The organism is Streptomyces sp. NPDC056222 (assembly GCF_042264065.1).
Classification (GTDB): Bacteria; Actinomycetota; Actinomycetes; order Streptomycetales; family Streptomycetaceae; genus Streptomyces.
The window spans coordinates 1-26,810 of record NZ_JBHJTL010000103.1 but is presented as its reverse complement, the minus strand read 5'-3'; the positions used below and the strand labels follow the sequence as shown (position 1 = coordinate 26,810).

Annotated in this window: 25 protein-coding genes; 15 read left to right on the top strand and 10 right to left on the bottom strand. The window is 71.0% G+C overall.

Annotation, left to right across the window (positions count from 1 at the left end; translation table 11 throughout):
• Window positions 1-120 precede the first annotated feature (120 nt).
• The 5 genes from ACFC0D_RS32545 to ACFC0D_RS32525 form a co-directional block, all read right to left on the bottom strand.
• Window positions 121-1,089, bottom strand: a complete 969-nt coding sequence (locus ACFC0D_RS32545) for a zinc metalloprotease (RefSeq protein WP_376443852.1) — start codon at window positions 1,087-1,089, stop codon at window positions 121-123.
• 350 nt (window positions 1,090-1,439) lie between these two features.
• Window positions 1,440-3,089: an alkaline phosphatase D family protein gene (locus ACFC0D_RS32540; RefSeq protein WP_376443849.1), complete on the bottom strand. Its 1,650-nt coding sequence runs from the start codon at window positions 3,087-3,089 to the stop codon at window positions 1,440-1,442.
• Window positions 3,090-3,237: 148 nt separating this feature from the next.
• On the bottom strand, window positions 3,238-4,053 hold the full coding sequence (locus tag ACFC0D_RS32535) for a DsbA family protein (RefSeq protein ID WP_376443846.1): 816 nt from the start codon (window positions 4,051-4,053) through the stop codon (window positions 3,238-3,240).
• A gap of 43 nt (window positions 4,054-4,096) precedes the next feature.
• The gene (locus ACFC0D_RS32530) at window positions 4,097-4,783 is read right to left on the bottom strand and encodes a hypothetical protein (RefSeq protein ID WP_376443843.1); all 687 of its coding nucleotides are present in this window, start codon (window positions 4,781-4,783) and stop codon (window positions 4,097-4,099) included.
• Window positions 4,784-4,845: 62 nt separating this feature from the next.
• Window positions 4,846-6,171, bottom strand: a complete 1,326-nt coding sequence (locus ACFC0D_RS32525) for a DUF2252 domain-containing protein (protein WP_376443840.1) — start codon at window positions 6,169-6,171, stop codon at window positions 4,846-4,848.
• A gap of 187 nt (window positions 6,172-6,358) precedes the next feature.
• On the opposite strand from ACFC0D_RS32525, the gene dnaE reads away from it, so the two are divergent.
• On the top strand, window positions 6,359-9,898 hold the full coding sequence (gene dnaE / locus ACFC0D_RS32520; RefSeq protein ID WP_376443838.1) for a DNA polymerase III subunit alpha: 3,540 nt from the start codon (window positions 6,359-6,361) through the stop codon (window positions 9,896-9,898).
• A 117-nt stretch (window positions 9,899-10,015) separates the two neighbouring features.
• Here dnaE and ACFC0D_RS32515 read toward each other — a convergent pair whose 3' ends face one another.
• A complete protein-coding gene (locus ACFC0D_RS32515; RefSeq protein WP_376443835.1) occupies window positions 10,016-10,189 on the bottom strand; it encodes a hypothetical protein in 174 nt (57 codons plus the stop codon).
• Window positions 10,190-10,404: 215 nt separating this feature from the next.
• Here ACFC0D_RS32515 and ACFC0D_RS32510 point away from each other — a divergent pair, with 215 nt between their 5' ends.
• From ACFC0D_RS32510 to ACFC0D_RS32495, 4 genes are read left to right on the top strand one after another with little or no spacing between them, the layout of a single operon-like run.
• Window positions 10,405-11,679 carry an NYN domain-containing protein gene (locus ACFC0D_RS32510; RefSeq protein WP_376443832.1) on the top strand — a complete coding sequence of 425 codons (1,275 nt, stop codon included), beginning with the start codon at window positions 10,405-10,407 and terminating at the stop codon, window positions 11,677-11,679.
• Window positions 11,680-11,716: 37 nt separating this feature from the next.
• On the top strand, window positions 11,717-12,697 hold the full coding sequence (locus ACFC0D_RS32505) for an ABC transporter ATP-binding protein (protein ID WP_376443855.1): 981 nt from the start codon (window positions 11,717-11,719) through the stop codon (window positions 12,695-12,697).
• Between the two features lie 13 nt (window positions 12,698-12,710).
• Window positions 12,711-13,529 (top strand): ABC transporter permease, encoded by an 819-nt coding sequence (locus tag ACFC0D_RS32500; RefSeq protein WP_376443829.1) that lies wholly within the window; start codon window positions 12,711-12,713, stop codon window positions 13,527-13,529.
• A 34-nt stretch (window positions 13,530-13,563) separates the two neighbouring features.
• Window positions 13,564-14,208 (top strand): DUF2567 domain-containing protein, encoded by a 645-nt coding sequence (locus tag ACFC0D_RS32495; protein WP_376443826.1) that lies wholly within the window; start codon window positions 13,564-13,566, stop codon window positions 14,206-14,208.
• A gap of 519 nt (window positions 14,209-14,727) precedes the next feature.
• Here ACFC0D_RS32495 and ybaK read toward each other — a convergent pair.
• The 4 genes from ybaK to ACFC0D_RS32475 all read right to left on the bottom strand — a co-directional run bounded on the left by ybaK (window position 14,728) and on the right by ACFC0D_RS32475 (window position 18,759).
• On the bottom strand, window positions 14,728-15,225 hold the full coding sequence (gene ybaK, locus ACFC0D_RS32490) for a Cys-tRNA(Pro) deacylase (RefSeq protein WP_376443823.1): 498 nt from the start codon (window positions 15,223-15,225) through the stop codon (window positions 14,728-14,730).
• 13 nt (window positions 15,226-15,238) lie between these two features.
• Window positions 15,239-15,976, bottom strand: a complete 738-nt coding sequence (locus ACFC0D_RS32485; protein WP_329121642.1) for an LON peptidase substrate-binding domain-containing protein — start codon at window positions 15,974-15,976, stop codon at window positions 15,239-15,241.
• Window positions 15,977-15,981: 5 nt separating this feature from the next.
• A complete protein-coding gene (locus ACFC0D_RS32480; RefSeq protein WP_376443819.1) occupies window positions 15,982-17,019 on the bottom strand; it encodes a hypothetical protein in 1,038 nt (345 codons plus the stop codon).
• A gap of 138 nt (window positions 17,020-17,157) precedes the next feature.
• Window positions 17,158-18,759: an oxidoreductase gene (locus ACFC0D_RS32475; RefSeq protein ID WP_376443816.1), complete on the bottom strand. Its 1,602-nt coding sequence runs from the start codon at window positions 18,757-18,759 to the stop codon at window positions 17,158-17,160.
• Between the two features lie 174 nt (window positions 18,760-18,933).
• Here ACFC0D_RS32475 and hisD point away from each other — a divergent pair, with 174 nt between their 5' ends.
• From hisD to ACFC0D_RS32425, 10 genes are all read left to right on the top strand, one after another.
• Complete coding sequence (gene hisD / locus ACFC0D_RS32470) at window positions 18,934-20,277, top strand: histidinol dehydrogenase (protein ID WP_376443813.1); 1,344 nt, start codon at window positions 18,934-18,936, stop codon at window positions 20,275-20,277.
• Window positions 20,274-21,404 (top strand): histidinol-phosphate transaminase, encoded by a 1,131-nt coding sequence (locus ACFC0D_RS32465; protein ID WP_376443810.1) that lies wholly within the window; start codon window positions 20,274-20,276, stop codon window positions 21,402-21,404. The genes hisD and ACFC0D_RS32465 overlap by 4 nt, the downstream gene beginning before the upstream one ends.
• Window positions 21,401-21,994, top strand: a complete 594-nt coding sequence (gene hisB, locus ACFC0D_RS32460; protein ID WP_158986436.1) for an imidazoleglycerol-phosphate dehydratase HisB — start codon at window positions 21,401-21,403, stop codon at window positions 21,992-21,994. Before ACFC0D_RS32465 ends, hisB begins: the two co-directional genes overlap by 4 nt.
• A gap of 4 nt (window positions 21,995-21,998) precedes the next feature.
• A complete protein-coding gene (locus ACFC0D_RS32455) occupies window positions 21,999-22,166 on the top strand; it encodes a hypothetical protein (protein ID WP_376443806.1) in 168 nt (55 codons plus the stop codon).
• A gap of 5 nt (window positions 22,167-22,171) precedes the next feature.
• A complete protein-coding gene (hisH, locus tag ACFC0D_RS32450) occupies window positions 22,172-22,822 on the top strand; it encodes an imidazole glycerol phosphate synthase subunit HisH (RefSeq protein ID WP_376443804.1) in 651 nt (216 codons plus the stop codon).
• Between the two features lie 2 nt (window positions 22,823-22,824).
• Window positions 22,825-23,556 carry a bifunctional 1-(5-phosphoribosyl)-5-((5-phosphoribosylamino)methylideneamino)imidazole-4-carboxamide isomerase/phosphoribosylanthranilate isomerase PriA gene (gene priA, locus ACFC0D_RS32445; RefSeq protein ID WP_376443801.1) on the top strand — a complete coding sequence of 244 codons (732 nt, stop codon included), beginning with the start codon at window positions 22,825-22,827 and terminating at the stop codon, window positions 23,554-23,556.
• A complete protein-coding gene (locus ACFC0D_RS32440) occupies window positions 23,553-23,951 on the top strand; it encodes a RidA family protein (protein WP_376443798.1) in 399 nt (132 codons plus the stop codon). The genes priA and ACFC0D_RS32440 overlap by 4 nt, the downstream gene beginning before the upstream one ends.
• Window positions 23,948-24,703, top strand: a complete 756-nt coding sequence (gene hisF / locus ACFC0D_RS32435; RefSeq protein WP_376443795.1) for an imidazole glycerol phosphate synthase subunit HisF — start codon at window positions 23,948-23,950, stop codon at window positions 24,701-24,703. The genes ACFC0D_RS32440 and hisF overlap by 4 nt, the downstream gene beginning before the upstream one ends.
• A 111-nt stretch (window positions 24,704-24,814) precedes the next feature.
• Complete coding sequence (locus ACFC0D_RS32430; protein WP_376443792.1) at window positions 24,815-25,402, top strand: ArsR/SmtB family transcription factor; 588 nt, start codon at window positions 24,815-24,817, stop codon at window positions 25,400-25,402.
• Entirely contained in the window at window positions 25,399-26,649 is a 1,251-nt protein-coding gene (locus tag ACFC0D_RS32425) for an MFS transporter (RefSeq protein WP_376443790.1), read from the top strand. Before ACFC0D_RS32430 ends, ACFC0D_RS32425 begins: the two co-directional genes overlap by 4 nt.
• Window positions 26,650-26,810 lie beyond the last annotated feature (161 nt).

Genomic DNA, 26,810 nt, shown 5'->3' with positions numbered 1-26,810 from the left:
GCGGGGGCCCCCCCCCCCCAGCCCGGGGGGCCCGCGCTGGGTTCCCTGCTTTTTCTTTCCCAAACCCGCCGGGGCGGGGGGGGGGCACCCCCGCCGCGCCCTTCCTCAGGTGACCGGCTGTCAGCCGGCGCGGTACGCGGTCCACATGCTGCTCATCCGCGAGACCTGGCCCGCGGTGAACTGGTACATGCACGAGTCGTACGTGTAGTCCATGAAGTTGTGGATCGGGTCCACACCGGTCTTGTTGGTGCAGCTGTCACGGCCGGTCGGGCACTCGTACGCCGGGCTCTTCTCGGCCGGGGTGTCGCTCACCGAGTCGCCGGAGCCGCTGCAGCCGCCCTGGAACGTGTGGTACAGCCCCAGCCAGTGGCCGACCTCGTGGGTCGCGGTGTCGCCCTCGTTGTAGTTGGCCGCGGAGCCGCCCGGCAGCGAGGAGTCGAGGACGACCACACCGTCCATGGACGGGCTGGAGTTGTACGAGGACGGGAAGGTCGCCCAGCCGAGCAGACCGCCGCTGAGCTTGGCCGTGTAGAAGTTCAGCGCGCCGGCGCCGCCCTTGCGCAGGGTCTGCTTCATCTGCTTCTCGGCCGTGGAGCCGGACGCCAGGTTGTACCAGGACGCGTTGTCCGTGTAATCGGTCGAGGCAAGGGTGAACTGGAAGTTGGTGTTCACATTGCCGGTGCCCTGGCCGCCGTAGGCCGCGTTGAGGACCGCCATCTGGTTGTTGATGGCGGTGGCGCTCAGCTTGCCCGTGGTGCCGCTGTGAACGACGTGGAAGTAGACGGGGATGTTCACCACGGCGGCGGTGGAGTTCATGCCGCTCGCGCGGACCGACTCCAGTCTCTTCTTCAGGTCCGCGTCCATGGCCTTCGCCTGGGCGGCGGAGATCTCGTTGGGCTCGCCGGCGTGGGTGGAGGCGCCGCGGGCCTTACGGGCGCCGGAGAGGGCCTCCGTACCGTCCGCGCACTCCTCGGCGGAGGAAGCGGCGGCCGCCGTGGTGGTGGCCGGGGCGGCGGCCGACGGGGCGGAGAGGGGGGCCAGGGCCAGGGTTCCGGCCATGACCGCGGTGCCGAGCACACGACGTGACATACGTGGGGATATACGAACAAGAGCACGCACTGGTGACTCCTCGCGGGGGGTTTGTGGAGAGGCAGTTCCTCGCCACCGCGGGGAGATTACGGGTCCATGTCAGACGTTGTTGAGCATTGATCAAGCCCAATCATTCATGGTGCAAACCGGGTCATGGGGAAGAAAAACTTTCGCCCGTTCCGGAGTTTGAGACGTGGACGTAACGAACGAGGCGCCAGTGGCGGGTGGTGTGTCCGGATTTCGATCCCCCGAACTCACCACCCGCCGTAGCGATGTGATCTGCTGTTAACAGACGCGATCATGGCTGAAAATCAACCATGGCGTCATGTCGGCGAAAGGCCGGGGCAAGCTCAGCGCACCGGCTGGTACACCCGCTCGACGCGCTGCGTTCCGTTCCGCGTCCGGTACGAGCGCGACCAGGCGGCCGTCGCGTCCGCCTCCGCCTTGTCGGAGACCGTGTAGTAGTCCATCTGGGACTGCTCGGCGGTCACATCGAGCACGCCGTAGCCGTGGTGGTCCATGTCCACCCACTTCACATGGCGGTTGGCGGCCTTGACCGCCCCGGCCGCCACCACCGAGAGCGTGCCCGGTGCCACATGGAGGATGTCGTCCAGGTTGTCCGAGGTCACCGAGGTCACCACGAACTCGGTCGCCGCCGACTGGGACAGCGGGTACGTCGCCGCCTTCACGGGCACGTCGTTGGCCCAGGCCATATGGATGTCGCCGGTCAGGAAGACGGTGTTCCGGATGGACCGCTGGGTCAGATGCGCCAGAAGCTCCTTGCGGTCGTCCGTGTACCCGTCCCACTGGTCGACGTTGACCGCGAGGCCCTCCTTCGGCAGCCCGAGCAACTCCGCGAGCGGGCCGAGCAGATGGGCGGGCAGGGCGCCGAAGGCGACCGGCGAGATCATCACCGAGGTGCCCACCAGCTTCCAGGTCGCGTCGGAGCCGGCGAGGCCGGACTTCAGCCAGTCCAGCTGGGCGCGGCCGGTGAGCGTGCGCTCCGGGTCGTCGATCGCGCCCTTGCCGATGCCCGCCTGCTGCGAGCGGAAGGAGCGCAGATCGAGCAGGTGCAGATCGGCCAGCTTGCCGAAGCGCAGCCGCCGGTAGACCGTGCCCTCGGTCGAGGCGCGGACCGGCATCCACTCGAAGTACGCCTGCTTGGCGGCGGCGACCCGGGCCGCCCAGTCGCCCTCGGTGCCGGGCGTGTGGTTCTCCGCCCCGCCCGACCAGGCGTCGTTGGCGACCTCGTGGTCGTCCCAGATCGCGATCATCGGGTGCGCGGCGTGCAGTGCCTGCAGATCGGCGTCCGTCTTGTACTTCCCGTGCCGGGTGCGGTAGTCGGACAGCGAGACGATCTCGTGCTTCGGCTCGTGCTGCCGGACGACGTACTTCGCCTCCGGGTAGCCGCCGGTGCCGTACTCGTAGATGTAGTCGCCGAGATGGAGGATCGCGTCCAGGTCCGCGCGGGCCGCGAGGTGGCGGTACGCGGAGAAGTAGCCGGACTCCCAGTTCGCGCAGGAGACGACGCCGAACCGGACGCCGGGCGTCACGGCGTCGGTGGTCGGCGTGGTGCGGGTGCGGCCGACCGGGGAGACTGCGGCGCCCGCCGTGAAGCGGTACCAGTGGGCGGTCGCAGGGCGAAGGCCCCGGACATCCACCTTGACGGTGTGGTCGGAGGCGGCCGTCGCGTCGGCGGTGCCACGGGCCACGATCCGGGTGAAGGCCCGGTCCTCGGCCACCTCCCAGCCGACCGTGACGGCGGGGCCTCTGCCGGACCCGGGGCCGGCGTCGGGGGTGGGTGTCACACGGGTCCAGAGCAGGACGCCGTCGGGCAGCGGGTCGCCGGAGGCGACACCGTGCAGAAACGCGGGCGCCTCGGAGTCCGCGAACGCGGGGGAGGCGGCGCCCACCAGCGCCGGTGTGGCGACGGCCGTGACGGCGGCGGCCTTCACGACCGTACGGCGGGTGGGGGCAGGGGGAATGTGTCGACTGGTCACGGGCAGTCAGATTACTGATCAGTATGACGAACAGGCAGGCGAAATCCGGAAAGTTCGCACACTCGTCGCCCTGTGGATGTGATCCTTCGCCGCCGCCCGTGCGGGGGCGGGTCCGCGGGGCCGGGGCTCCCGCGGACCCGTGCGCCTGTCAGCCCTTGAGCGCCGGGGTGATCGCGGCGTTGAACTGCTCCACCGTCATCGGCGGGTTCTCGCTGCCCTCGGCCGTCAGGGTCTTGCCGTCCATCTTCAGCGTCGGCGTGCCCTTCACGCCGCTGGCGTCGAACGCCGCGGACATCTTCATCGCCCAGGCGTCGAAGGTGCCGCTCTCCACGTTCTTCTTGAATTCCGCGTTGCCCTTCAGCGCCGGGACCGTGTTCGCGACGTCCAGGAGGTAGGAGTCCTTCGCGAACTTGTCCTGGCTCTCCTCCGGGTGGAACTGGGCGGAGTAGAGGGCGGACTTGTACGTCATGAACGCCTCGGGGCTCACGTTCAGCGCCGCGCCCAGCGCCGACAGCGCGTTCTTCGAGCCCTCGCCCTGGTCGACGTTGTCGATGAAGGTGGCGCCGACGTACTTGACCTTGTACTTGCCGGCCTCGACGTCCTTCTCGACCGTCGCGCCGACCTGCTGCTCGAAGGTCGCGCAGACCGGGCAGCGGGAGTCCTCGTAGAGCTCCAGCGTCTTCTTCGCGGACGCCTTGCCGACGACGACCGTCGTACCGTTCGTGCCCTCGGTGTTCTTGGGCGCGGTGATGGTCGACTCCTTCGCCACCGCCTCCCAGTGGGACGGCTTGTTGGCCTGGACGACGGCGTAGCCGATGCCGCCGGCGACCGCCAGGGCGGCGACCGCCGACACGGCGACGATCACCTGACGACGGGCCTTGTCCTTCTTGGCCTGACGCTCGCGCTCTATGCGCAGCCGCTCGCGGGCGGCCGCCTTGTTGGCCTGGCTGTTGCGTGCACTCATGGTCGTGATCTCCGTGAAAGGTCGAAAGAAAAGGGGGCGGTGCTCAGGCGAGGGCGAAGCCCGAGCACGGCGGTCCCCGCCGTCCGACGGAGTGCACGAGAAGGCGGGTACGGGACCGGCGCGGCCGGTCCAGGGGGCGCCCGCCGCGCCCACGGGCGGAGCGCGGGGCGCCGAGGAGCGAGGCGACGAGCAGCAGCGGCCGGAACGCCAAGGCCGCCACGGCGCCGACCAGCCGGGTCAGCGCCCGCTCGCCGTGCCGCAGCCAGGCCGCGGCGAACAGCCCGACCGACACATGGGCGGCGAGCAGCAGCCACGGCAGGGACGGGTCGGGAGAGTTCAGGAGGGCGGCCGCGGTCCCGCTCTCGGGGGCGGCGACCCCCGGCAGCGGGGTGCCCAGGGCGCCGCCGCAGAGCACGTCCACGCCCACCGCGCGCAGCGAACCGGCGACGGGGCCGCCGGCCTGGCCGTAACAGACCGCCTGGCCGGTGGTGAATACCGTGTCGGCCGCCAGCTCCAGCGGCACGAGCAGCCCGGCGATCGCGCCGAAACCACGCTCGCGGCCGGCCAGCGCGTACGCCACGGCGAACACACCGGCCGAGAGCAGGCCCACGGTCAGCAGCGGCAGCGGCACCTGGGACAGCAGCACGTGGGAGCCGGCGGACAGCGTCACGACCAGTGCCGTGAAGAGCGCCGCCCGCAGCCCCCTGAGCCGCGTCCCTGATATGTCCATCGCGCTGGAGAGTGTGCCATGCCTTCCCGTAAGAGCCTCTTAAGGGCGAGCTGTGAAGGGACCTACAGACCCGGGATCCGGCCGTTCCGGAACAGGTCCACGAAGATCTGGTGGTCCGCACGCGCGCGTGCCCCGTAGCTGTGCGCGAAGTCCACCAGCAGGTCCGCGAAGCCCTCCTCGTCGGCGGCGATCGCCGCGTCGATGGCCCGCTCGGTCGAGAACGGCACCAGCGAGTGGCCGCTGGAGTCGTCCGCCGCCGCGTGCATCGTCGCCGTCGCCCGGCCGAGGTCGGCCACGGTCGCCGCGATCTCCTCCGGGTCGTCGACGTCCGACCAGTCCAGGTCCACCGCGTACGGAGAGACCTCCGCGACCAGCTGCCCGGAGCCGTCGAGCTCCGTCCAGCCCAGCCACGGGTCCGCGTGCGCCTGCAGGGCCCGCTGGGAGATGACCGTGCGGTGACCCTCGTGCTGGAAGTACCCGCGCACCGCCGCGTCCGTCACATGACGCGACACGGCCGGGGTCTGGGCCTGCTTCATGTAGATCACGACGTCGTTCTCCAGGGCGTCGCTGTTGCCCTCGAGAAGGATGTTGTACGAGGGCAGGCCCGCCGAGCCGATGCCGATCCCGCGCCGCCCGACCACGTCCTTGACCCGGTACGAGTCGGGGCGGGCCAGGGACGACTCCGGCAGGGTCTCCAGATAGCCGTCGAAGGCCGCAAGGACCTTGTAGCGGGTCGCCGCGTCCAGCTCGATGGAGCCGCCGCCGGAGGAGAAGCGGCGCTCGAAGTCGCGGATCTCCGTCATCGAGTCCAGGAGCCCGAAGCGGGTCAGCGAGCGGGCGTCGCGCAGCGCGTCCAGGAGCGGGCCCTCGGCGGTGTCCAGGGTGAACGGGGGCACCTCGTCGTCCTTGGCGCCGAGCGCCAGGGCGTGGATGCGCTCCCGGTAGGCCGCGGCGTAGATCCGTACGAGCTCGGTGATCTGCTCGTCGCTGAGCGCCTTGGTGTAGCCGATCAGCGCCAGGGAGGCCGAGAGCCGCTTCAGGTCCCAGGTGAAGGGGCCGACGTACGCCTCGTCGAAGTCGTTGACGTTGAAGATCAGCCGGCCGTTGGCGTCCATGTACGTGCCGAAGTTCTCGGCGTGCAGATCGCCGTGGATCCAGACCCGGCCGGTCCGCTCGTCCAGATAGGGACCGCCGTGCTGCTCCTGCTCCAGGTCGCTGTAGAACAGGCACGCCGTGCCCCGGTAGAAGGCGAAGGCGGAGCCGGCCATCTTCCGGAACTTGACGCGGAAGGCGGCGGGGTCGGCGGCGAGGAGCTCACCGAAGGCGGTGTCGAAGACGGCGAGTATCTGCTCACCGCGCTCGGCGGCGGTGGGCTGCGGGACCGACATCGAGGGGCCTCCTGGTGCAAGACTGTTCATGACAATTGGGACAGGCGTTCCGTGTCTCTCAACGCGCGACCGTACCCCCGAGTGCCCGGCGGTTGTCAGTGGGGAGCCGTAGACTTCCACGCTGTTCCCTCAAAGCGGGGGTCTGGGGGTCGCACCCCAGAAGACTGCAGCCCGGAGGCCTTCCGCCGTGACCAAGCCGCCCTTCACGCACCTTCACGTACACACCCAGTACTCGCTGCTGGACGGTGCCGCGCGGCTCAAGGACATGTTCGACGCGTGCAACGAGATGGGCATGACCCATATCGCCATGTCCGACCACGGCAACCTCCACGGGGCGTACGACTTCTTCCACTCGGCCAAGAAGGCCGGTGTGACGCCGATCATCGGCATCGAGGCGTACGTCGCCCCGGAGTCCCGGCGCAACAAGCGGAAGATCCAGTGGGGCCAGCCGCACCAGAAGCGGGACGACGTCTCCGGTTCCGGTGGTTACACCCACAAGACGATCTGGGCGGCGAACAACACCGGACTGCACAACCTCTTCCGGCTCTCCTCCGACGCCTACGCCGAGGGCTGGCTGCAGAAGTGGCCCCGGATGGACAAGGAGACCATCTCCCAGTGGTCCGAGGGCCTCATCGCCTCCACCGGCTGCCCCTCCGGCGAGCTGCAGACCCGGCTGCGCCTCGGCCAGTTCGACGAGGCCCTGAAGTCGGCCTCCGAGTACCAGGACATCTTCGGCAAGGACCGGTACTTCCTGGAGCTGATGGACCACGGCATCGAGATCGAGCGCCGGGTCCGTGACGGGCTCCTGGAGATCGGCAAGAAGCTCGGCATCCCGCCGCTGGTCACCAACGACTCGCACTACACGTACGCGCACGAGGCCACCGCCCATGACGCGCTGCTGTGCATCCAGACCGGCAAGAACCTCTCCGACCCGGACCGCTTCAAGTTCGACGGCACGGGCTACTACCTGAAGTCCACGGACGAGATGTACGCCGTCGACTCCTCGGACGCCTGGCAGGAGGGCTGCCGCAACACGCTGCTCGTCGCCGAGCAGGTCAGCACCGACGGCATGTTCGTCGAGAAGAACCTCATGCCGAAGTTCGACATCCCCGAGGGCTACACCGAGGTCTCCTGGTTCCGCGAGGAGACCATGCGCGGCATGCACCGCCGCTTCCCCGGAGGCATCCCGGACGACCGGCTGAAGCAGGCCGAGTACGAGATGGACACCATCATCTCGATGGGCTTCCCCGGCTACTTCCTCGTCGTCGCCGACTTCATCATGTGGGCCAAGAAGCAGGGCATCGCCGTCGGCCCCGGCCGAGGCTCCGCGGCCGGTTCGATCGTCGCTTACGCCATGGGCATCACCGACCTCGACCCGATCCCGCACGGACTGATCTTCGAGCGCTTCCTCAACCCCGAGCGCATCTCGATGCCCGATGTCGACATCGACTTCGACGAGCGTCGGCGCGTCGAGGTGATCCGGTACGTGACCGAGAAGTACGGCGCCGACAAGGTCGCCATGATCGGCACGTACGGCAAGATCAAGGCGAAGAACGCGATCAAGGACTCGGCCCGCGTCCTCGGCTACCCGTACGCCATGGGCGACCGGCTCACCAAGGCGATGCCCGCCGACGTCCTCGGCAAGGGCATCGACCTCAACGGCATCACCGACCCCTCGCACCCGCGCTACAGCGAGGCCGGCGAGATCCGGGCGATGTACGAGAACGAGCCGGACGTGAAGAAGGTCATCGACACCGCCAAGGGTGTGGAGGGCCTCGTCCGGCAGATGGGTGTGCACGCGGCCGGCGTGATCATGTCCAGCGAGCCCATCGTCGACCACGCGCCGATCTGGGTGCGGCACACCGACGGTGTGACCATCACGCAGTGGGACTACCCCCAGTGCGAGTCGCTCGGCCTGCTGAAGATGGACTTCCTGGGCCTGCGAAACCTGACCATCATGGACGACGCCGTCAAGATGGTGAAGGCCAACAAGGGCATCGACCTCGACCTGCTGGCCCTGCCGCTGGACGACCCGAAGACCTTCGAACTGCTCCAGCGCGGTGACACCCTCGGTGTCTTCCAGTTCGACGGCGGACCCATGCGTTCGCTGCTGCGGCTGATGAAGCCCGACAACTTCGAAGACATCTCCGCCGTGTCCGCCCTGTACCGGCCGGGCCCGATGGGCATGAACTCGCACACGAACTACGCCCTGCGCAAGAACGCGCAGCAGGAGATCACCCCGATCCACCCCGAGCTGGAGAAGCCGCTCGAAGAGGTGCTCGCGGTCACCTACGGCCTGATCGTCTACCAGGAGCAGGTGCAGAAGGCCGCCCAGATCATCGCCGGGTACTCCCTCGGCGAGGCCGACATCCTCCGCCGCGTGATGGGCAAGAAGAAGCCCGAGGAGCTGGCGAAGAACTTCACCATCTTCCAGGCCGGCGCCCGGAAGAACGACTACAGCGACGAGGCGATCCAGGCCCTGTGGGACGTCCTGGTCCCCTTCGCCGGCTACGCCTTCAACAAGGCGCACTCCGCCGCGTACGGCCTGGTGTCCTACTGGACCGCGTACCTCAAGGCCAACTACCCGGCCGAGTACATGGCCGGTCTGCTGACCTCGGTCAAGGACGACAAGGACAAGTCCGCGGTCTACCTCAACGAGTGCCGCCGCATGGGCATCAAGGTCCTGCCGCCCAACGTCAACGAGTCCGAGTCGAACTTCGCCGCGCAGGGCGACGACGTGATCCTCTTCGGCCTCTCCGCGGTCCGCAACGTCGGCACCAACGTCGTCGAGTCGATCATCAAGTCCCGCAAGGCGAAGGGGAAGTACTCCACCTTCCCCGACTTCCTCGACAAGGTCGAGGCTGTCGTCTGCAACAAGCGGACCATCGAATCGCTGATCAAGGCCGGCGCCTTCGACGAGATGGGCCACACCCGCAAGGGTCTGGTCGCCCACCACGAGCCGATGATCGACAACGTGGTGGCGGTCAAGCGCAAGGAGGCCGAGGGACAGTTCGACCTCTTCGGCGGCATGGGGGACGAAGCGACCGACGAGCCCGGCTTCGGCCTGGACGTGGAGTTCTCCGACGTCGAGTGGGAGAAGTCCTACCTGCTCGCCCAGGAGCGCGAGATGCTCGGCCTCTACGTCTCCGACCACCCGCTCTTCGGAATCGAGCACGTCCTCTCCGACAAGACGGACGCCGCGATCTCCCAGCTCACGGGAGGCGAGCACTCCGACGGCGCGGTCGTCACCATCGGCGGCATCATCTCCGGCCTCCAGCGCAAGATGACCAAGCAGGGCAACGCCTGGGCCATCGCCACCGTCGAGGACCTCGCCGGCTCCATCGAGTGCATGTTCTTCCCGGCCACGTACCAGCTGGTCTCCACCCAGCTCGTCGAGGACACGGTCGTCTTCGTGAAGGGCCGTCTCGACAAGCGCGAGGACGTGCCCCGGCTGGTCGCCATGGAGCTGATGGTCCCGGACCTGTCGAACGCCGGGACCAACGCGCCCGTCGTCCTGACCATCCCGACCGTCAAGGTCACTCCGCCCATGATCAGCCGGCTGGGCGAGATCCTGGGGCACCACAAGGGCAACACCGAGGTACGGATCAAGCTCCAGGGCCCGCGCACGACGACCGTCCTGCGGCTCGACCGGCACCGGGTCCAGCCCGACCCCGCGCTCTTCGGCGATCTGAAGGTTCTGCTCGGCCCGTCCTGTCTGGCCGGATAGGGCCGGACAGGGCCGGACAGGGCCGGACAGGGGTCCCCGGGGCGGAAGCCCGGGCCCACACGCGCGGAAGGGGCGCGCCCGTCGTCACGGGTGCGCCCCTTCCGGGGTTACGCGCGATCAGTTGTGACCGAAGCGCTTCTGCCGGCCCTTGCGAGCCATGTCACCGGGGGTCACCTGCGAGGCACGCTGCTCGGCCTGGGACTCCATCGACGACTGCTGCGCCTGCTGGGCGCCGCGCTCGGCCTGCGAGGACTGCTGCTGACTGCGGTTCTGCTTCCGATTCTTGGCCATGGTGATGCCTCCTCAAAGGGATCTCGGGGCCAGGGCCGCTGTCAGCCTCACATATGGGGTGAACCGCCGCATTTTGGATCATTACCGACAGTGAGCGGGTTGCGGAGTGACATTCGCCACGCCGATGATCCAGTTCCGGCCGTCTACCTCTCCACGGTCGGGCAGACTCTGGGGAAATCCGAAGCAACTTCCGATCCCGAGGTTCCCGAAAGAAGGTGGAACACGTGGACCGCTGCGTCGTTCTCGTGGACGCCGGCTATCTGCTGGGCGCCGCCGCGAGCCTCCTCGCCGGGGAACCGGCCCGCTCCCGGATCACCGTCGACCACGCCGCGCTCATCCAGGGGCTGCGCGAACGGGCCGAGGCCGACACCGAACAGCCCCTGCTGCGCATCTACTGGTTCGACGGCGCCCCCGACCGAGTGCCCCAGCCCGAACACCGCAGGCTCCGCGTGATGCCCCGGGTCACCGTGCGGCTCGGCGCGCTGACCCGCAGCGACGGCCGCTGGGCCCAGAAGGGCGTCGACGCGGCCATGCACGCCGAGCTCACCGAACTGGCCAGAAACCGTGCCTGCTCCGACGTCGTGCTCGTGACCGGCGACGGCGATCTGCTGCCCGGCCTGATGTCCGCCAAGGAACACGGCGTCGCCGTCCACCTCTGGGCCGTGCAGGCCGCCGACGGCGACTACAACCAGTCCGAGGACCTCGTCGCCGAGGCCGACGAACGCCGGGTCCTCGACCGGGCCTGGATCACCCGCGCCGTCCGCGCCAAGGACCTCACGGGCATCTGCGCGCCCCCGCCGGCCCCGCGCCCCGAGATCGCCGCGATCCTCTCCGCCCCGCTGCCGGAATCGGCGCTCGCCGCCTCGGCCGAACGGGCCGCCGAGGCCGCGGCCGCGGCGCCCGCCTCCGTACACAACGGTGCGGCGGCCCCCGAGGCGCCCGCGCCCGCCGAGGACGGTGCGGCGACCGATGTGCCCGCACCGGCCACCGGCAAGGTCGTCCCCACCCCCAAGGACCTCGCGGGACTGCGCGGCCCCGGCGCCCCGGCCCACCCGCCGGCCACCAACGCCACCCTGCGCTGGTCGTCCGACAAGGGCTGGATCGAACGCCCCGGCAGCGCACTCGGCGAGCCCCCCGAGACGGCCTCCCTTCCCACGCTCGCCCAGCTCACCAGCGCCGAGCAGCGCTGGGCCGACCGCGAGGAGGACATCACCACCGTCGGCGGCGACCCCTTCGAGGTCGGACAGGTCTTCGCCCGTCGTTGGATGGAGCGGCTCCCCGAGCAGAGCCACGTCCAGAAGCTGTCCGTGATGTACCCGCGCATCCCGCACCGCATCGACGGCGAACTGCTCAGGTACGCGGCCAGGTTCGGCCTGCTCGCCCACAAGGACGACCAGATCGACGAGCACGACCGGTACGCGATCCGGGCCGGCTTCTGGCGCGAGATCGACGTCCGGGCCGCCGCGGAACGCGCCCCCGCGGGGGAGTAGGCCGAAGGACCCCGTAGGCTCTTCCTCCGTGAGTACGGTGTGCGTGGTGCGGGATCTGGTCAAGACGTACCCCGCCGCGCGCGCCCGGCGGGGGACGCCCGCGACCCCTGAGATCCGCGCCACCGACGGGATCAGCCTCGATGTGCGCGGCGGCGAGATCTTCGGCCTGCTCGGCCCCAACGGAGCCGGCAAGTCCACTCTCGTACGCCAGCTGACCGGGCTGATGCGCCCCGACTCCGGCACGGTCGAGCTGCTCGGCCACGATCTCGTACGCCACCCGGAACGTGCCGCGCGCCTGCTCGCCTACCTCGGCCAGGAGTCCACCGCGCTCGACGAACTGACGGTCGCGCTGGCCGCCGAGACCACCGGGCGGCTGCGCGGGCTGACCGCACGGGACGCGCGGGCCGCGAAGGACGCCGTCCTGGAGGAGCTGGGTCTGACCGGGCTCGCCGGTCGGCCCCTGAAGAAGCTCTCGGGCGGACAGCGACGGCTCGCCTGCGTCGCCGCCGCCCTGGTCGGCGAACGGCCGGTCCTGGTCCTCGACGAACCCACCACCGGAATGGACCCGATCGCCCGGCGGGCCGTCTGGTCCGCCGTCGACCGACGGCGCGCCGAGCACGGCACGACCGTGCTGCTCGTCACCCACAACGTGATCGAGGCCGAGACCGTACTGGACCGGGTCGCCGTTCTGGAGCGGGGCCGGGTCATCGCCTGCGACACCCCGGGCGGGCTGAAGGAACGCGTCGCGGGAGAGGTCCGGGTCGATCTGGTCTGGCGCGAGCGTGCCCCGCTGGAGGTCCCCGAGGTCGCCGCCCTGCGCGAGGTCGCGCAGGAGTCGGGACGGCGCTGGACCCTCCGGCTGGCCCCGGACGAGGCGCGGGCGACGGTCGCGGCGGTGACGGGCGGGGCGGCGTTCGCCGCCCTGGACGACTTCACGCTGGCCACGCCGAGCCTGGAGGACGTGTATCTGGCGCTGGGCGGCGAGATTCAAGGAGCCACGGGACTGGTGAAGGCATGAGGAGCTGTACGGAGTGAGCATCGTGCCCGCCGAGGCCGCCCCGGCCTGGGCTCCCGACGCACCGGCCGCCGGTACCGCCGCGCCGCTGGCGCCGCGCGCCCGGCTGCTGCCGGCCCTCGCCGCCGTCTACCGCGCGCAGCTCTCGCGCGCCCGGGTCTCGCGTATCCCCCTGCTGTTCGTGGCGACGTTCCAGTCCGTCGGGATCATGGTCCTGATGCGGGGCGTCGTCGACGGCGGGGCGGAGGCGCGGGCGGTCGTGGCGGGCTCGTCGGTCCTCGTCGTCGCCTTCGTGGCGCTCAATCTGCTCGCCCAGTACTTCGGGCAGCTGCGGGCCACCGGGGGGCTCGACCACTACGCGACGCTGCCGGTGCCGCCGGCAGCGGTGGTGCTGGGGGCGGCCGGGGCGTACGCGTCCTTCACCGTGCCGGGGACCGTCGTGACGGCGGTCATCGGGTCGCTGCTCTTCGGGCTGCCGCTCGGGCACCTGTGGATCCTCGCGGCGGTCGTGCCGCTGGCCGGGGCCGCGCTCGCCGGGCTCGGCGCGGCGCTCGGGCTGCTCGCACCGCGGCAGGAACTCGCGACGCTGCTCGGGCAGCTCGGCATGTCGGCGGCGTTGCTGCTCGGGGTCCTGCCGGCGGAGCGGCTGCCGGAGCCGATCGACTGGGCGCGGGACCTGCTGCCGTCGACGTACGGGGTGGAGGCGCTGGCCCGCACCTTCGATCCGCACCCGGACTGGGCGGCGGTGGGGCTCGACCTCGCGGTGTGCGGGGCTGTGGGGGTCGTGTCGCTGGCCGCGGCGACGTGGGCGTATCGGCGGGCGGCGGTCCGCTGAGGCGGGTCGTATCCGTACCTGGCACGATGGCGGGGTGACCGCACCTCTGACACCGCCTCACCAGCCTCCGAACGACTCCGTGCCGCCGGACGGGTGGCCCGCGCCCTATCCTCCGATGCCGGGCGACGACGGCGTGCCGAACACGGTGACGGAGCTGCGGCAGGCGGCCGTGGTCGCCGTGGTCTCCGCCGTCGCCGGGGCGGCGCTGGGGCTGCTGTGGTTCTGGCTCGCGCCGCGGGTCTCGCTCATCTCCGACGGCAAGGCGGTCTTCCTGCGGCACAGCGAGGGGGAGGCGGCGATCGGGGCGGACGGAACGTTCGTGCTGCTCGCGCTCGCCTTCGGGGCGGTGGCCGCGGCACTGGTCTTCCTCTTCCACCGGCACGGGGGCGTGGCCCTGGTGGTGGGTCTCGCGGTGGGCGGCGTGCTGGGATCGCTCCTGGGCTGGGGCGTGGGCACGCTGCTGGGACCGACGCACGACGTGGTGACCCGTGCGAAGGAGGTGGGGCCGAACGTCGTGTTCGATGCGCCGCTGAAGCTGGAGATGTGGGCCGGGGCGATGCTGGCGTGGCCGATCGCGGCGATGATCGTCCACTTGGCCCTGACGGCTCTCTTCGGCCCGAGGGACCCGGAGCCGGAATGGCCGCAGACGGACGCGCCGGGCAAGGCCCCGCAGACCTGACGACTCTCGGGCGGGGCGGGGTTCCCCCCGCTCCACCCTCCGCCCCGGACTCCGTCGGGGGACCTGACCCCGGAACTCCGACGAGACGGGCCCCGGGTGGGAGCTTCGCGCCGCGGGGCACCGGAGGTTCGGCTACGGGAGTTGTCGGGTCCCGCTGCCCGGGAGCGGCAGCTTCGCGCCGCCGAGCGGGTGCTGGGCCGTATGCCGGGTCCTTCCCGACCTGTCGGCGCGGCACCCGCGCGCCGCGATCGGGTGCTCCGCCGTACGCCGGCCCCCGTGCTGCCCGGGGCGGCTGCTTTTGCGCCGCTAGCGCGTGCTGGGCCGTACGCCAGGCCCTTCCGGGTCCGTCGGCGCGGCAGCCGCGCGCCGCTCTCGCGTGCTGGGCCGCACTGACGGGCCCTTCCGGGTCCGTCAGTGCGGCAGCTTCGCGCCGCAATCGCGCTGGGACCCGCGGGCTCCTCTCCCGGGTCCTGCACGGCAGCTTCGCGCCGCGAGGCCAGGGGTGCCCCGGCCCCGACGCTAGCCGCGGCCGATGGGGGCCAGGACCGCGGAGGTCAGGGTCGCCAGGGACGTCGGGGTCAGTTCTACTTCCAGGCCCCGGCGGCCCGCCGAGATGCAGATCGTTTCGTGGGTCGTGGCCGAGGTGTCCAGGACCGTGCGGAGGCGTTTGCGCTGGCCCAGGGGGGAGATGCCGCCGCGGACGTAGCCCGTCGTGCGTTCGGCCGCCGCCGGGTCCGCCATCGTCGCGCGTTTGCCGCCGACCGCCGAGGCCAGGGCCTTCAGGTCCAGCTGGCCCGCGACCGGGACGACCGCCACCGTCAGTTCGCCGTCGACGTCCGCGACCAGCGTCTTGAAGACCCGGTCCGGGGAGACGCCGAGCGCCTCCGCCGCTTCCTCTCCGTAGGACGCGGACGCCGGGTCGTGGTCGTAGGAGTGGAGTGTGAACGGAGTCCCGGACGCCGTCAGGGCCACCGTCGCCGGGGTGCCGCCCGCCTGCTTCTTCTGCTTCTTCGCCACGTCGAATCCCTCGTCAGTTCGGGCTCGTCGGGGCCCGCGTCAGGTCCACCGCCGGCAGCGACGGCAGATGCCGCAGCATCGCCGTCTCCGTACGCAGCAGCGTCAGCTCCTCCCGCAGCCGCGTCGCCGTGTCCGGCGCCTGCAGCAACCGCTGCTTCGCCGGCGTGTCGAGCACCGCCGCCGCCGCGACCAGGTACGACACCACCGACGGATCGTCCGGCAGATCACTCGTCGTCAGGGACCGCTCCCGCGCCCCCGCCAGCCGCTTCTGGTACGTGCGGAACGCCCGCAGCACCCCCTCGGCCAGCGTGCCCGCCTCGTCGCCCTGCTCCTCCGGGATCTCCTCGATCTCGGCCACCAGGAACGGACCGCTCGCGTCCACCGACAACAGCTTCACCCGGGTCGTGCCCGTGGCCATCACCTCGAAGCTGCCGTCCGAGCGCTCCCGGATCGTCGCCGCGTCGGCGATGCAGCCGACCCGGTGGAAGGCCTGGATGGGGTCCGGGCCGAAGCCCGCGGCGGGCCCCTTCTCCCGCTGCGCCGTCGGGTCCGGCATCCCCGGCTCCGTCGGCGCGACCTCGCGGCCGTCGCGGATCGCGACCACGGCGAAGCGACGGGGCTCCGAGTCATCGGTCTTGAGCAGCTCGCGCATCATGGCGCGATAGCGCTCCTCGAACACGTTCAGGGGCAGCACAAGGCCCGGGAACAGCACCGCGTTGAGCGGGAAGAGTGGCAGGCTGGCGGTGGTCACAGCGGTCAAGCGTAATGGCCGTCGGGCGCGCCTCGTCCGGCCCGTCCATGTCCGGCACCGCGCAGCGGGATCGTGCGGGCCACCGCGAGCCGCACCGCGTCCCGCGCCTCCAGAAAACTGCCCAGCGGATCGTCCCCGACGAGCGCCCACGGAAACGACGTGGCGTACCGGCCGATCCGGCGGAACTCCTCCAGCGCCTCCGCCTGGCGTCCCCGCCTGAGCAGCACGTACACCAGCAGATTCCGGACCTCTGAGAGCCAGGGATCACCTGCCGCGTACTCCGCCGACAGCGCGATGCCCCGGTCCGCAGCCGCGTCGATGCGGTCCTCCTGGACGGGGCCCGCACCGGCCAGCAGCTGGGCGAAGGCGGCGTTCACCGGCAGCGCCAGGGCCAGCGAGCCGGGCGGCGCGTCCTCCGCGGCCTGCTCGGCGAAGTCGAAGCACTCGCGGTGCGAGCCGTACCACTGGGCCGACAGATACCGAAGTGCGGCGATGTGGCAGCCGTAGTGGTGCGGGGAGCGGCGAACGGCCTGCTCCCAGAGCGACTCGAACACCGCGTTGCCCGCGTGCGTGCCCCGTGCGTGGTCCAGGGCGAGCCGCCACGGCACCGGGTCGCCGGGCGAGGCCTCGGCGGCCGCGTCGATCAGCGGCCCGAGCTCGCGCAGCCGCTCGGAGCGGGCCGGCGAGCCCCAGGCCCTGCGCACCGCGAGCTCCGCCTTGACGAGCAGCGCGTCCGGGTCGCGCGGCGAGACGGCCAGCCAGTGGACCAGCCACTCGTCACGGCTGTACGCGAAGGTGGCGAGCCGTGCCACGTACCGGTCCCGCTTCTCCCACTCGGCGGCGTCCCGGGTCGTCGCGAGCAGTTTCGCGGCGGGCTCGGGGTCGGCGAGGGCGGCCGCCACCAGCGCCGGGGCGAGCCGGTCGTCCGGCGCGTCGAGCAGCACGTCGTCGTCCGGCGCCAGCGCGGCGGTGAGCCGCGGGCTGTGCCGGACCATGCGGGCGGTGCCGATCAGGGCGCGGAGCAATGACATGGTGCGGACCATTGAAAACCGCAGGTGAGGGCTGCGCCAGTGGGGACCTGTGAAGCTTTGGTAGCGGCGGGAAAGTTGTCCTGCACGAGGTCAAGACAGGGTAAAGAAAGGGGTGAGGGGCGGCAGAATCCGCCCCTCACGTCACAGTCGTCACCCCCGTCGCAGCAACCGCGAGGCCCCCGCCGCCACCGTCGTCGCCAGCACCCAGCCCAGCAGGATGAGCACCGTCGCGGCCCACTGCCAGAAGCCCTCCAGGCGCCAATAGCCGTCCTGACCCAGGTTGATCACCGGCAGCAGCAGGTCCAGCGCGTACAGCGTGGCGCTCCAGTTCGGCGACTCCTCCGGCTTCAGCGGTTGCGGGTCGTACCGGGAGAAGGCGAGCGCCCCCGCGGCCCACAGCACCGCCATCCACAGCGCGGCCCGTCCCGGCCGATAGCCGTACGCCACCGTCCAGTCCTGGAGGTAGCCCCAGAGCTTCCCGGCCACCGGCAGCGTCTCCCGGCGCCGCCGCTGCTTGGCGAGCAGCACCTCCCGGGCGTCCGCGTCCTCTCCGCTGTTGCGCAGCACCGTCGCCAGGCGTTCGTACGGCTCAGGGGCGTACTCCGGCGTCGCCGCCGCCACCCACTCGAGCCGCCGGGCCAGCGGGAAGTGCCCGTACGGCACCAGGTTCTCGTAGACGAAGCCGTTCATCGACAGACCGCCGGGACCCGGCCAGCTGGTGGAGAGGTCGATCAGCGTCACGACCTTCGCGCCGTTGAGCACCACCCGCCCCTCCTCCGGCGGCTCCCCGTTGAACCGCAGCTCCGGGGTGACGATCCGGCGCAGCGACACCTGCTCCCGCCGCGCCCCGTCCAGGACGAACCGCGCGTAGTGCAGGTCCACCGCGTCGCCGAACCGGCCGTCGTCCAGCCGCACCCCGCCATGGCACTCGACCGGCTTGCGTCGAGCCCCCTGCACCGGCGTGTACCCGATGCCGTACGGGGGAGTGGCCGTGGCGTTCCCCGAACCCTCGTACACCCACGCCGCGTTCAGATACAGCGAGCGCTCCACCGTCAGCTGCGGCGCGTTCAGCGCGCGGCGCTGCTGCGCGCCGCGCAGCACGCTGCCGCGCAGGCTCAGCGACACGCCCACCTTCGCCCCGCGCAGGCTCAGCTCGCCGTACGTCTCGATCAGCTCGGCCTGGAGGTCCTGCGCCACCACCAGGCCGTCCGCCGTGATCGCCCGGCCGCGCCGGTCCGGCCACACCCGGATCTGGTTGATCAGCAGATCCGTGCCGATCTGCGCGTCGGTGAGCCGGATGCCGCGCTCCACCCGGCAGCGCGGCAGATGCAGATCGCCCTGGGTGTGCAGCCGCGCCGCCTCCAGGCGGGGTATCGCGCACTCCACCATCCGCACCGTCCCGAAGTGGGCCTCCGGCAGCACGATCTCCTGCTCGAACCTGCAGCGGTTCAGCTCCACGTACGGGCGTATCTCACCGCCGGCGAGATTGAGCACGCCCGTGATCCGCACCCCGCGCAGCTTGAGCGCCGCCACCCGCCCGGACCTCGGCGGCGGCCCGTCGAGCAGCAGCAGAGCCACCACGTCGGCACGCACACTGCGCGTGTCCCCCCACGCATGCGGGCCGAAGGGATCGTCCCGGGCCGCCTCCCCCTCGCTCAGATCACAGGTCCTGCCGATCCGGAAGGCCCGCCACATGACCCGCTCCGGGCCCGTGAGGCCGTCCGGCATTCCGTCTTCGTGCGGCTCGGTCACTGCCGCCCCCTCGCTTTCCACGAACCCGCTTCCCTGGATTCGTACAGCCGTTCTTCCCGCTGAGTGACGGACTGAACGCTAACGGTCAGCTGTGGCGACAAGACGCCAATGTGGCTCGTATCAGCCAGTGATACGGACGTCCGGCGCTTGTGGGGCGTCTGCGAGAATTGACCCGTGATCTCTCGTATCGACCTGCGCGGCGACGCCCTCCCCGAGGGTGGCGCACTGCGCGACCTGCTGCCCCGTGCCGAGTTCGACGTGGAAGCCGCCCTGGAGAAGGTGCGGCCCATCTGCGAGGACGTACGGCATCATGGCGCAGCGGCGGTGATCGACTACGGCGAGAAGTTCGACGGCGTCCGCGTCGCCGACCTGCGCGTCCCCGCCGAGACGATCGCCCGCGCCCTCGACGAGCTGGACCCGGCCGTCCGGGCCGCCCTGGAGGAGTCCATCCGCCGGGCCAGGATCGTCCACCGCGAGCAGCGCCGCACCACCCACACCACCCAGGTCGTGCCCGGCGGCACGGTCACCGAGAAGTGGATCCCGGTCGAGCGCGTGGGGCTCTACGTCCCCGGCGGCCGCTCCGTCTACCCCTCGTCCGTCGTGATGAACGTCGTCCCCGCCCAGGAGGCCGGCGTCGAGGGCGTCGCGATCGCGTCGCCGCCCCAGAAGGAGTTCGGCGGCCTGTCCCACCCGACGATCCTCGCCGCCTGCGCGCTGCTCGGCGTCGACGAGGTGTACGCCGCCGGCGGGGCCCAGGCCATCGCCATGTTCGCGTACGGCACCGAGGGCACCGGCGACACGCCCGGCTGCGCCCCCGTCAACCTGGTCACCGGCCCCGGCAACATCTACGTCGCCGCCGCCAAGCGCCTCCTCAAGGGCCGCATCGGCATCGACGCCGAGGCCGGTCCGACGGAGATCGCGATTCTCGCGGACTCCACCGCCGACCCGGTGCACGTCGCCGCCGACCTGATCAGCCAGGCCGAGCACGACCCGATGGCCGCCGCCGTCCTCGTCACCGACTCCGAGGAGCTGGCCGAGGCCACCGAGGCCGAGCTGAAGACCCAGGTCGCCGCCAGCAAGCACATCGACGACCGGATCGTCCCGGCCCTGGCCGGCAGGCAGTCCGCGATCGTCCTCGTCAGCGACCTGGAGGACGGCCTCAAGGTCGTCGACGCGTACGGCGCCGAGCACCTGGAGATCCAGACCGCCGACGCCGCCGCCCGCGCCGACCGTGTCCGCAACGCGGGCGCGATCTTCGTCGGCCCCTGGGCGCCCGTCTCCCTGGGCGACTACTGCGCCGGCTCCAACCACGTGCTGCCCACCGGCGGGTGCGCCTGCCACTCCTCGGGCCTGTCCGTGCAGTCCTTCCTGCGCGGCGTCCACATCGTGGACTACACCCGGGACGCCCTCGCCGAGGTCACCCACCACGTGGTCACCCTCGCCGAGGCCGAGGACCTGCCCGCGCACGGTGCCGCGCTCAAGGCCCGGTTCGGTTGGAAGGTGCCTGAAAGCAAGTGACCTCGAACGACACCATCCGGATCGACGACCTTCCGATCCGCGACGAGCTGAAGGGCAAGACGCCCTACGGCGCGCCCCAGCTCGACGTGCCCGTCCAGCTGAACACCAACGAGAACCCGTACCCGCTGCCGGAGCCCCTGGTGGCCCGGATCGCGGAGCGGGTCGCCGAGGCCGCCCGCGGCCTCAACCGCTACCCGGACCGGGACGCGATCGAGCTCCGTACCGAGCTCGCCCGCTACCTCACCCGTACCGGAAAGCACCCGGTCGCCCTCGAGAACGTCTGGGCCGCCAACGGCTCCAACGAGGTCCTCCAGCAGCTGCTGCAGACCTTCGGCGGCCCGGGACGTACGGCCATCGGCTTCGAGCCCTCGTACTCGATGCACGCGCTGATCGCGCGCGGCACCGGCACCGGCTGGATCTCCGGCCCGCGCGACGAGGACTTCACGATCGACGTCGAGGCGGCCGAGAAGGCCATCGCCGAGAACCGCCCGGACGTCGTCTTCATCACCTCGCCCAACAACCCCACGGGCACCGCGGTGGAGGCCGAGACCGTCCTCGCGCTGTACGAGGCCGCCCAGGCCGCCAAGCCGTCCCTCGTCGTCGTCGACGAGGCATACGTCGAGTTCAGCCACCGGGACTCCCTCCTGCCGCTGATCGAGGGCCGGCCGAACCTGGTCGTCTCCCGCACCATGTCCAAGGCCTTCGGCGCGGCCGGTCTGCGCCTGGGCTACCTCGCCGCGCACCCGGCCGTGGTCGACGCCGTGCAGCTCGTACGGCTGCCGTACCACCTCTCCGCCGTCACCCAGGCCACCGCCCTCGCCGCCCTGGAGCACACCGATACGCTCCTCGGGTACGTCGAGCAGCTCAAGACCGAGCGGGACCGCCTGGTCACCGAGCTGCGCGCGATCGGCTACGAGGTCACCGAGTCCGACGCCAACTTCGTCCAGTTCGGCCGCTTCGACGGAGCCGAAGGCTCCCACGTGGCCTGGCAGAAGATCCTCGACCGGGGCGTCCTGGTCCGGGACAACGGCGTACCGGGCCGGCTGCGGGTCACCGCCGGCACCCCCGAAGAGAATGACGCGTTCCTCGATGCGGTTCGCGCACTGAAGAAGGAGCAGAGCTCATGAGCCGCGTTGGAAGAGTCGAGCGCACCACCAAGGAGACCTCCGTCGTCGTCGAGATAGACCTCGACGGCACCGGAAAGGTCGATGTCGCCACCGGCGTCGGTTTCTACGACCACATGCTCGACCAGCTCGGCCGCCACGGTCTGTTCGACCTCACCGTCAAGACCGACGGCGACCTGCACATCGACTCGCACCACACCATCGAGGACACCGCCCTCGCCCTCGGCGCCGCCTTCAAGCAGGCGCTCGGCGACAAGGTCGGCATCTACCGCTTCGGCAACTGCACCGTCCCGCTGGACGAGTCGCTCGCCCAGGTGACCGTCGACCTCTCCGGCCGCCCCTACCTGGTGCACACCGAGCCCGAGAACATGGCGCCGATGATCGGCTCCTACGACACGACGATGACCCGCCACATCTTCGAGTCCTTCGTCGCACAGGCGCAGATCGCGCTGCACATCCACGTGCCGTACGGGCGCAACGCCCACCACATCGTGGAGTGCCAGTTCAAGGCGCTGGCCCGAGCCCTGCGCTACGCCTCCGAGCGCGACCCGCGCGCGGCCGGCATCCTGCCTTCCACGAAGGGCGCGCTCTAACCCCATGACCGGCCTCTCCACCATCCTCATCGTCGTCGGGCTCTTCCTCGCCGGCGGTGTGTACTCCTTCTCCAAGCAGCAGCTGCCCAAGGGCGTGATCGTCGTCCTCGCCATCGCCTCCGTGATGTGCCTGGTCGCGGGCGTCCTTCGGATTCAGGGAATCTGGGAATGACCGGCATGAGCACTGCGCGTACTCCCAAGAAGGTCGTCGTCTTCGACTACGGCTTCGGCAACGTCCGTTCCGCCGAGCGGGCCCTCGCCCATGTCGGCGCCGAGGTCGAGATCACCCGCGACTACGACAGGGCCATGAACGCCGACGGGCTCCTCGTCCCCGGCGTCGGTGCCTTCTCCGCCTGCATGAAGGGCCTCAAGGAGGCCCGCGGCGAGTGGATCATCGACCGCCGGCTCTCCGGCGGCCGCCCCGTCATGGGTATCTGCGTCGGGATGCAGATCCTCTTCGCCCGTGGCATCGAGCACGGCGTGGAGACCGAGGGTCTCGACGAATGGCCCGGTACGGTCGAGCCGCTGAAGGCCCCGGTCGTGCCCCACATGGGCTGGAACACCGTCGACGCGCCCGAGGACAGTGAGCTGTTCGCGGGCCTCGACGCCGACGCGCGGTTCTACTTCGTGCACTCCTACGCGGTGCGCGAGTGGAGCCTGGAGGTCGGCAACCCCAACATGCGTGCCCCCAAGGTCACCTGGGCCACCCACGGCGAGCCGTTCGTCGCGGCCGTCGAGAACGGTGCCCTGTGGGCGACCCAGTTCCACCCCGAGAAGTCCGGCGACGCCGGAGCACAGCTGCTCACCAACTGGATCGAGACCCTCTGATCATGGCTCAGAAGCTTGAACTCCTCCCCGCCGTCGACGTCCGCGACGGCCAGGCCGTCCGCCTTGTGCACGGCGAGTCCGGTACGGAGACCTCCTACGGCTCCCCGCTCGAGGCGGCCCTCGCCTGGCAGCGCTCCGGCGCCGAGTGGCTGCACCTGGTCGACCTCGACGCCGCCTTCGGCACCGGCGACAACCGTGAGCTGATCGCCGAGGTCGCCAAGGCCATGGACATCAAGGTCGAGCTCTCCGGCGGCATCCGCGACGACGCCTCGCTCGCCGCCGCCCTCGCCACCGGCTGCACCCGCGTCAACCTGGGCACCGCCGCCCTGGAGACCCCCGAGTGGGTCGCCAAGGTCATCGCGGAGCACGGCGACAAGATCGCGGTCGGCCTCGACGTCCGCGGCACCACCCTGCGCGGCCGCGGCTGGACCCGCGACGGCGGCGACCTCTACGAGACGCTCGCGCGCCTCGACTCCGAGGGCTGCTCGCGCTACGTCGTCACCGACATCGCCAAGGACGGCACGCTCCAGGGCCCGAACCTGGAGCTCCTGAAGAACGTCTGCGCCGCGACCGACAAGCCCGTCGTCGCCTCCGGCGGCGTGTCGTCCCTGGACGACCTGCGCGCCCTGTCCGGCCTCGTGCCGCTGGGTGTCGAGGGCGCGATCGTCGGCAAGGCGCTGTACGCCGAGGCGTTCACCCTGGAAGAGGCCCTGGAGGCGGTGGCTTCCGTATGACCGACGCCGTCCGCAAGGTGGTGACCGGCGCTCCCTGGGAGGAGCAGTTCGGCTACTCCCGCGCGGTGGAGCTGCCGAACGGTCTGGTCCTCGTCTCCGGCTGCACGTCGGTGATCGGCGGCCAGATCGCCGGCGGCGGCCCGTACGAGCAGGCGATCAACTCCTTCAACGTGGCCTTCGACGCGCTCAAGAAGCTCGACCTGGGCCCGGAGGACGTCGTACGGACCCGGATGTACATCACCCATGCGCGGGACGTGGACGAGGTCGGCCGCGCCCACAAGGAGCTGTTCGACGCCGTCCGCCCGGCGGCTTCGATGATCATCGTCTCCGGCTTCGTCGACCCGAGCCTGGTCGTCGAGGTCGAGGTCGAGGCGTACAGGAGTGGTGCGGAATGAGCCTCGCCGTACGGGTGATCCCCTGCCTGGACGTGGACAACGGCCGGGTCGTCAAGGGCGTCAACTTCCAGAACCTGCGCGACGCCGGCGACCCCGTCGAGATGGCGAAGCTGTACGACGCCGAGGGCGCCGACGAGCTGACCTTCCTCGACATCACCGCCTCCTCCGGCAACCGGGAGACGACCTACGACGTGGTGCGCCGCACCGCCGAGCAGGTCTTCATCCCGCTGACGGTGGGCGGCGGCGTACGCGCGGCGGAGGACGTCGACAAGCTGCTGCGTGCCGGGGCCGACAAGGTGGGCGTGAACACGGCCGCCATCGCCCGGCCCGAACTGATCCGTGAGATCGCGGAGCGCTTCGGCCGTCAGGTGCTGGTGCTCTCGGTCGACGCCCGGCGTACGGCCTCCGGCTCCTTCGAGGTGACGACGCACGGCGGCCGCAAGGGCACCGGCATCGACGCCGTCGAGTGGGCGCACCGGGCCGCCGAGCTGGGCGCGGGCGAGATCCTGCTCAACTCGATGGACGCGGACGGCACGAAGGACGGCTACGACACCGAGATGATCGCGGCCGTGCGCAAGCACGTGACCGTGCCGGTGATCGCGAGCGGGGGAGCGGGCAGGCTCTCCGACTTCCCGCCGGCGATCGAGGCGGGCGCCGACGCGGTGCTCGCGGCCTCGGTCTTCCACTTCGGCGACCTGCGGATCTCGCAGGTCAAGGACGCGCTGAGGGAGGCGGGCCACCCGGTCCGCTGAGCCAGACTCCAGGAAGGCCCCCGGAAGGGGGCCTTTCTCTTGGCCGTATAGGCAGGATTATTTGTGCAAATCTTGTTGCGCAAGATTTGTTTCGTATCTACGGTCGTGGACATGACCTCGCAGGAGAACCGTCGGATCACCGACCTCGGCACCCTCAAAGCCATCTCGCACCCCTTGCGGATGCGCCTCTACCGCGCCCTCTTCGTGGCCCGTACCGCCACCGCATCCCAACTCGCCGACCAGGTCGACGAGGCGGTCTCCCTCGTCAGCTACCACCTGCGCAAACTGGCCGAGCACGGCCTCATCGAGGAGGCCGAGGGGCACTCCGCCGACGGCCGTGAACGCTGGTGGCAGCCCAGCTCGTACGGCGTCAGCATCCGCGACGAGGACGTCCGGGGCACCCCCGAGCTGGCCGCCGCGAGCGACGCCCTCGGCCGCACCATCTACGAACAGCGGGCCGAGCTCCACCGCCGCTTCCTCGACGAGCGGCTGACCTGGTCCGACGAGTGGCGCTCCGCCTCGATCAGCTCCGAGTGGCTGCCGCGTCTGACCGCCGCCGAACTCGCCGCGCTCGGCGAGGAGCTCGACGCGGTACTGCAGAAGTACGACACCCGGGCCCGAGCCGCCGAGCAGGCCGGCGACACCGAAGGCCGCGAGAACGTCGCCGTCCACCTGCACGGCTTCCCCTACCACTCATGACGGCCACCACGACCCTTCCCACCGCCCGCCCCGCCCACCGCGACACCAACGTCCTGCGCTGGCTCGGCGCCTACACCGCCTCCACCCTCGGCGACAGCGTCTACCACCTCGCCCTCTCCTGGTCCGCCGTCCGCGGTGGCACCCCCGCCGAAGCCGGGCTCGTCATGGCCGTCAGCGCCGTACCGCGCGCCCTGCTCATGCTCGGCGGCGGAGTGATCGCCGACCGCTTCGGACCCCGCCGGGTCGTCGTCCTCTCCGACACGGTCCGCATGCTCGTCGTCCTCGGCGTGGCCGCGCTCCTCCTCCTGACCAGCCCGGCCCTCTGGGTGCTCGCCGCCGTCGCCCTCGTCTTCGGCACCGTCGACGCCCTCTTCCTGCCCGCCGTCGGCGCCCTGCCCCCGCGGATCGCCCCGCGCGACCAGCTCGCCCGTGTCCAGGGGATGCGCGGCCTCGCCTACCGCGCAGGACTCGTCCTCGGCGCCCCGCTCGGCGGCCTCGCCGTCGCCCTCGGCGGATCGGCAGCCGCGTTCGGAGCGGCCGGACTCCTCTTCGCGTTCTCCCTGCCGCTGCTCCTGAAGCTCCGGATCGCCCCGCTGCCCGGCGACGAGCCCTCCCGCGACGGCACCGCGCTGCGCGACCTCGCCGACGGACTGCGCTACATCCGCCGCCACCGGGTCCTCGGCCCGCTGATGATCGTCATCGCGCTCAGCGACCTCGGCTTCGTCGGCCCCCTCAACGTCGGCCTCGCGCTCCTCGCCGACCAGCGCGGCTGGGGCGCCGCCGGCATCGGCTGGGTCCTCGCCGGATTCGGCACCGGAGCGGCCGCCGCCTCCCTGCTGCTGACCGTACGGGGCCGGATACCGCGCGCCGGGGCCGTGATGGCCTGGACTGTCACCCTCGGCGCCTGCTCGATCGCCGCCCTCGCGTACGTACCGCAGCTGCCCGTCGCCGTGGCCGTGTCCGTCTCCGTCGGCCTGCTCGCCGGCCTCAGCGGCGCCCTGTGCGGCGCGCTCGCCCAGACGGAGTGCGAGCCCGCGTACCTCGGCCGGGTGACGGCCGTGTCCAGCCTCTTCAGCCTGGGCATCGCCCCACTCAGCTACCCCCTCACCGGTGCGGCGGTGGGCCTGTGGGGACTCGTCCCGGTGTACACCGCCAGCGCCGCGGTCTGCGTGCTGGGCGGCGTGTACGCACTCTCCGTACGGGCCCTGCGCCGCGCGGAACTGCCGGGGGCGGCGCGGCGGGGCTGATCGCTCGCAGAGGGCGCCGCCGCGCCTTGAGCCGGCGGCCCCAGGGGGTGTCTTGCCGATCAGGCCGGGGGGGGCGACAACCCCCCGACGAGCCCCCGGATGCGGCCCGCGGAGTTGGGGGGGTGGGGGGGGGGGGCGGGGGGTGTTTATAAAAACCACGA

Excerpts from the sequence above, each read along its gene's own strand:
- ACFC0D_RS32545 (WP_376443852.1), bottom strand. The coding sequence starts at position 1,089 with ATGTCACGTCGTGTGCTCGGCACCGCGGTCATGGCCGGAACCCTGGCC.
- ACFC0D_RS32535 (WP_376443846.1), bottom strand. The coding sequence starts at position 4,053 with ATGAGTGCACGCAACAGCCAGGCCAACAAGGCGGCCGCCCGCGAGCGG.
- ACFC0D_RS32530 (WP_376443843.1), bottom strand. The coding sequence starts at position 4,783 with ATGGACATATCAGGGACGCGGCTCAGGGGGCTGCGGGCGGCGCTCTTC.
- ACFC0D_RS32525 (WP_376443840.1), bottom strand. The coding sequence starts at position 6,171 with ATGTCGGTCCCGCAGCCCACCGCCGCCGAGCGCGGTGAGCAGATACTC.
- ACFC0D_RS32515 (WP_376443835.1), bottom strand. The coding sequence starts at position 10,189 with ATGGCCAAGAATCGGAAGCAGAACCGCAGTCAGCAGCAGTCCTCGCAG.
- ACFC0D_RS32480 (WP_376443819.1), bottom strand. The coding sequence starts at position 17,019 with ATGGTCCGCACCATGTCATTGCTCCGCGCCCTGATCGGCACCGCCCGC.
- hisB (WP_158986436.1), top strand. The coding sequence starts at position 21,401 with ATGAGCCGCGTTGGAAGAGTCGAGCGCACCACCAAGGAGACCTCCGTC.
- ACFC0D_RS32455 (WP_376443806.1), top strand. The coding sequence starts at position 21,999 with ATGACCGGCCTCTCCACCATCCTCATCGTCGTCGGGCTCTTCCTCGCC.
- hisH (WP_376443804.1), top strand. The coding sequence starts at position 22,172 with ATGAGCACTGCGCGTACTCCCAAGAAGGTCGTCGTCTTCGACTACGGC.
- priA (WP_376443801.1), top strand. The coding sequence starts at position 22,825 with ATGGCTCAGAAGCTTGAACTCCTCCCCGCCGTCGACGTCCGCGACGGC.
- ACFC0D_RS32440 (WP_376443798.1), top strand. The coding sequence starts at position 23,553 with ATGACCGACGCCGTCCGCAAGGTGGTGACCGGCGCTCCCTGGGAGGAG.
- hisF (WP_376443795.1), top strand. The coding sequence starts at position 23,948 with ATGAGCCTCGCCGTACGGGTGATCCCCTGCCTGGACGTGGACAACGGC.
- ACFC0D_RS32430 (WP_376443792.1), top strand. The coding sequence starts at position 24,815 with ATGACCTCGCAGGAGAACCGTCGGATCACCGACCTCGGCACCCTCAAA.
- ACFC0D_RS32425 (WP_376443790.1), top strand. The coding sequence starts at position 25,399 with ATGACGGCCACCACGACCCTTCCCACCGCCCGCCCCGCCCACCGCGAC.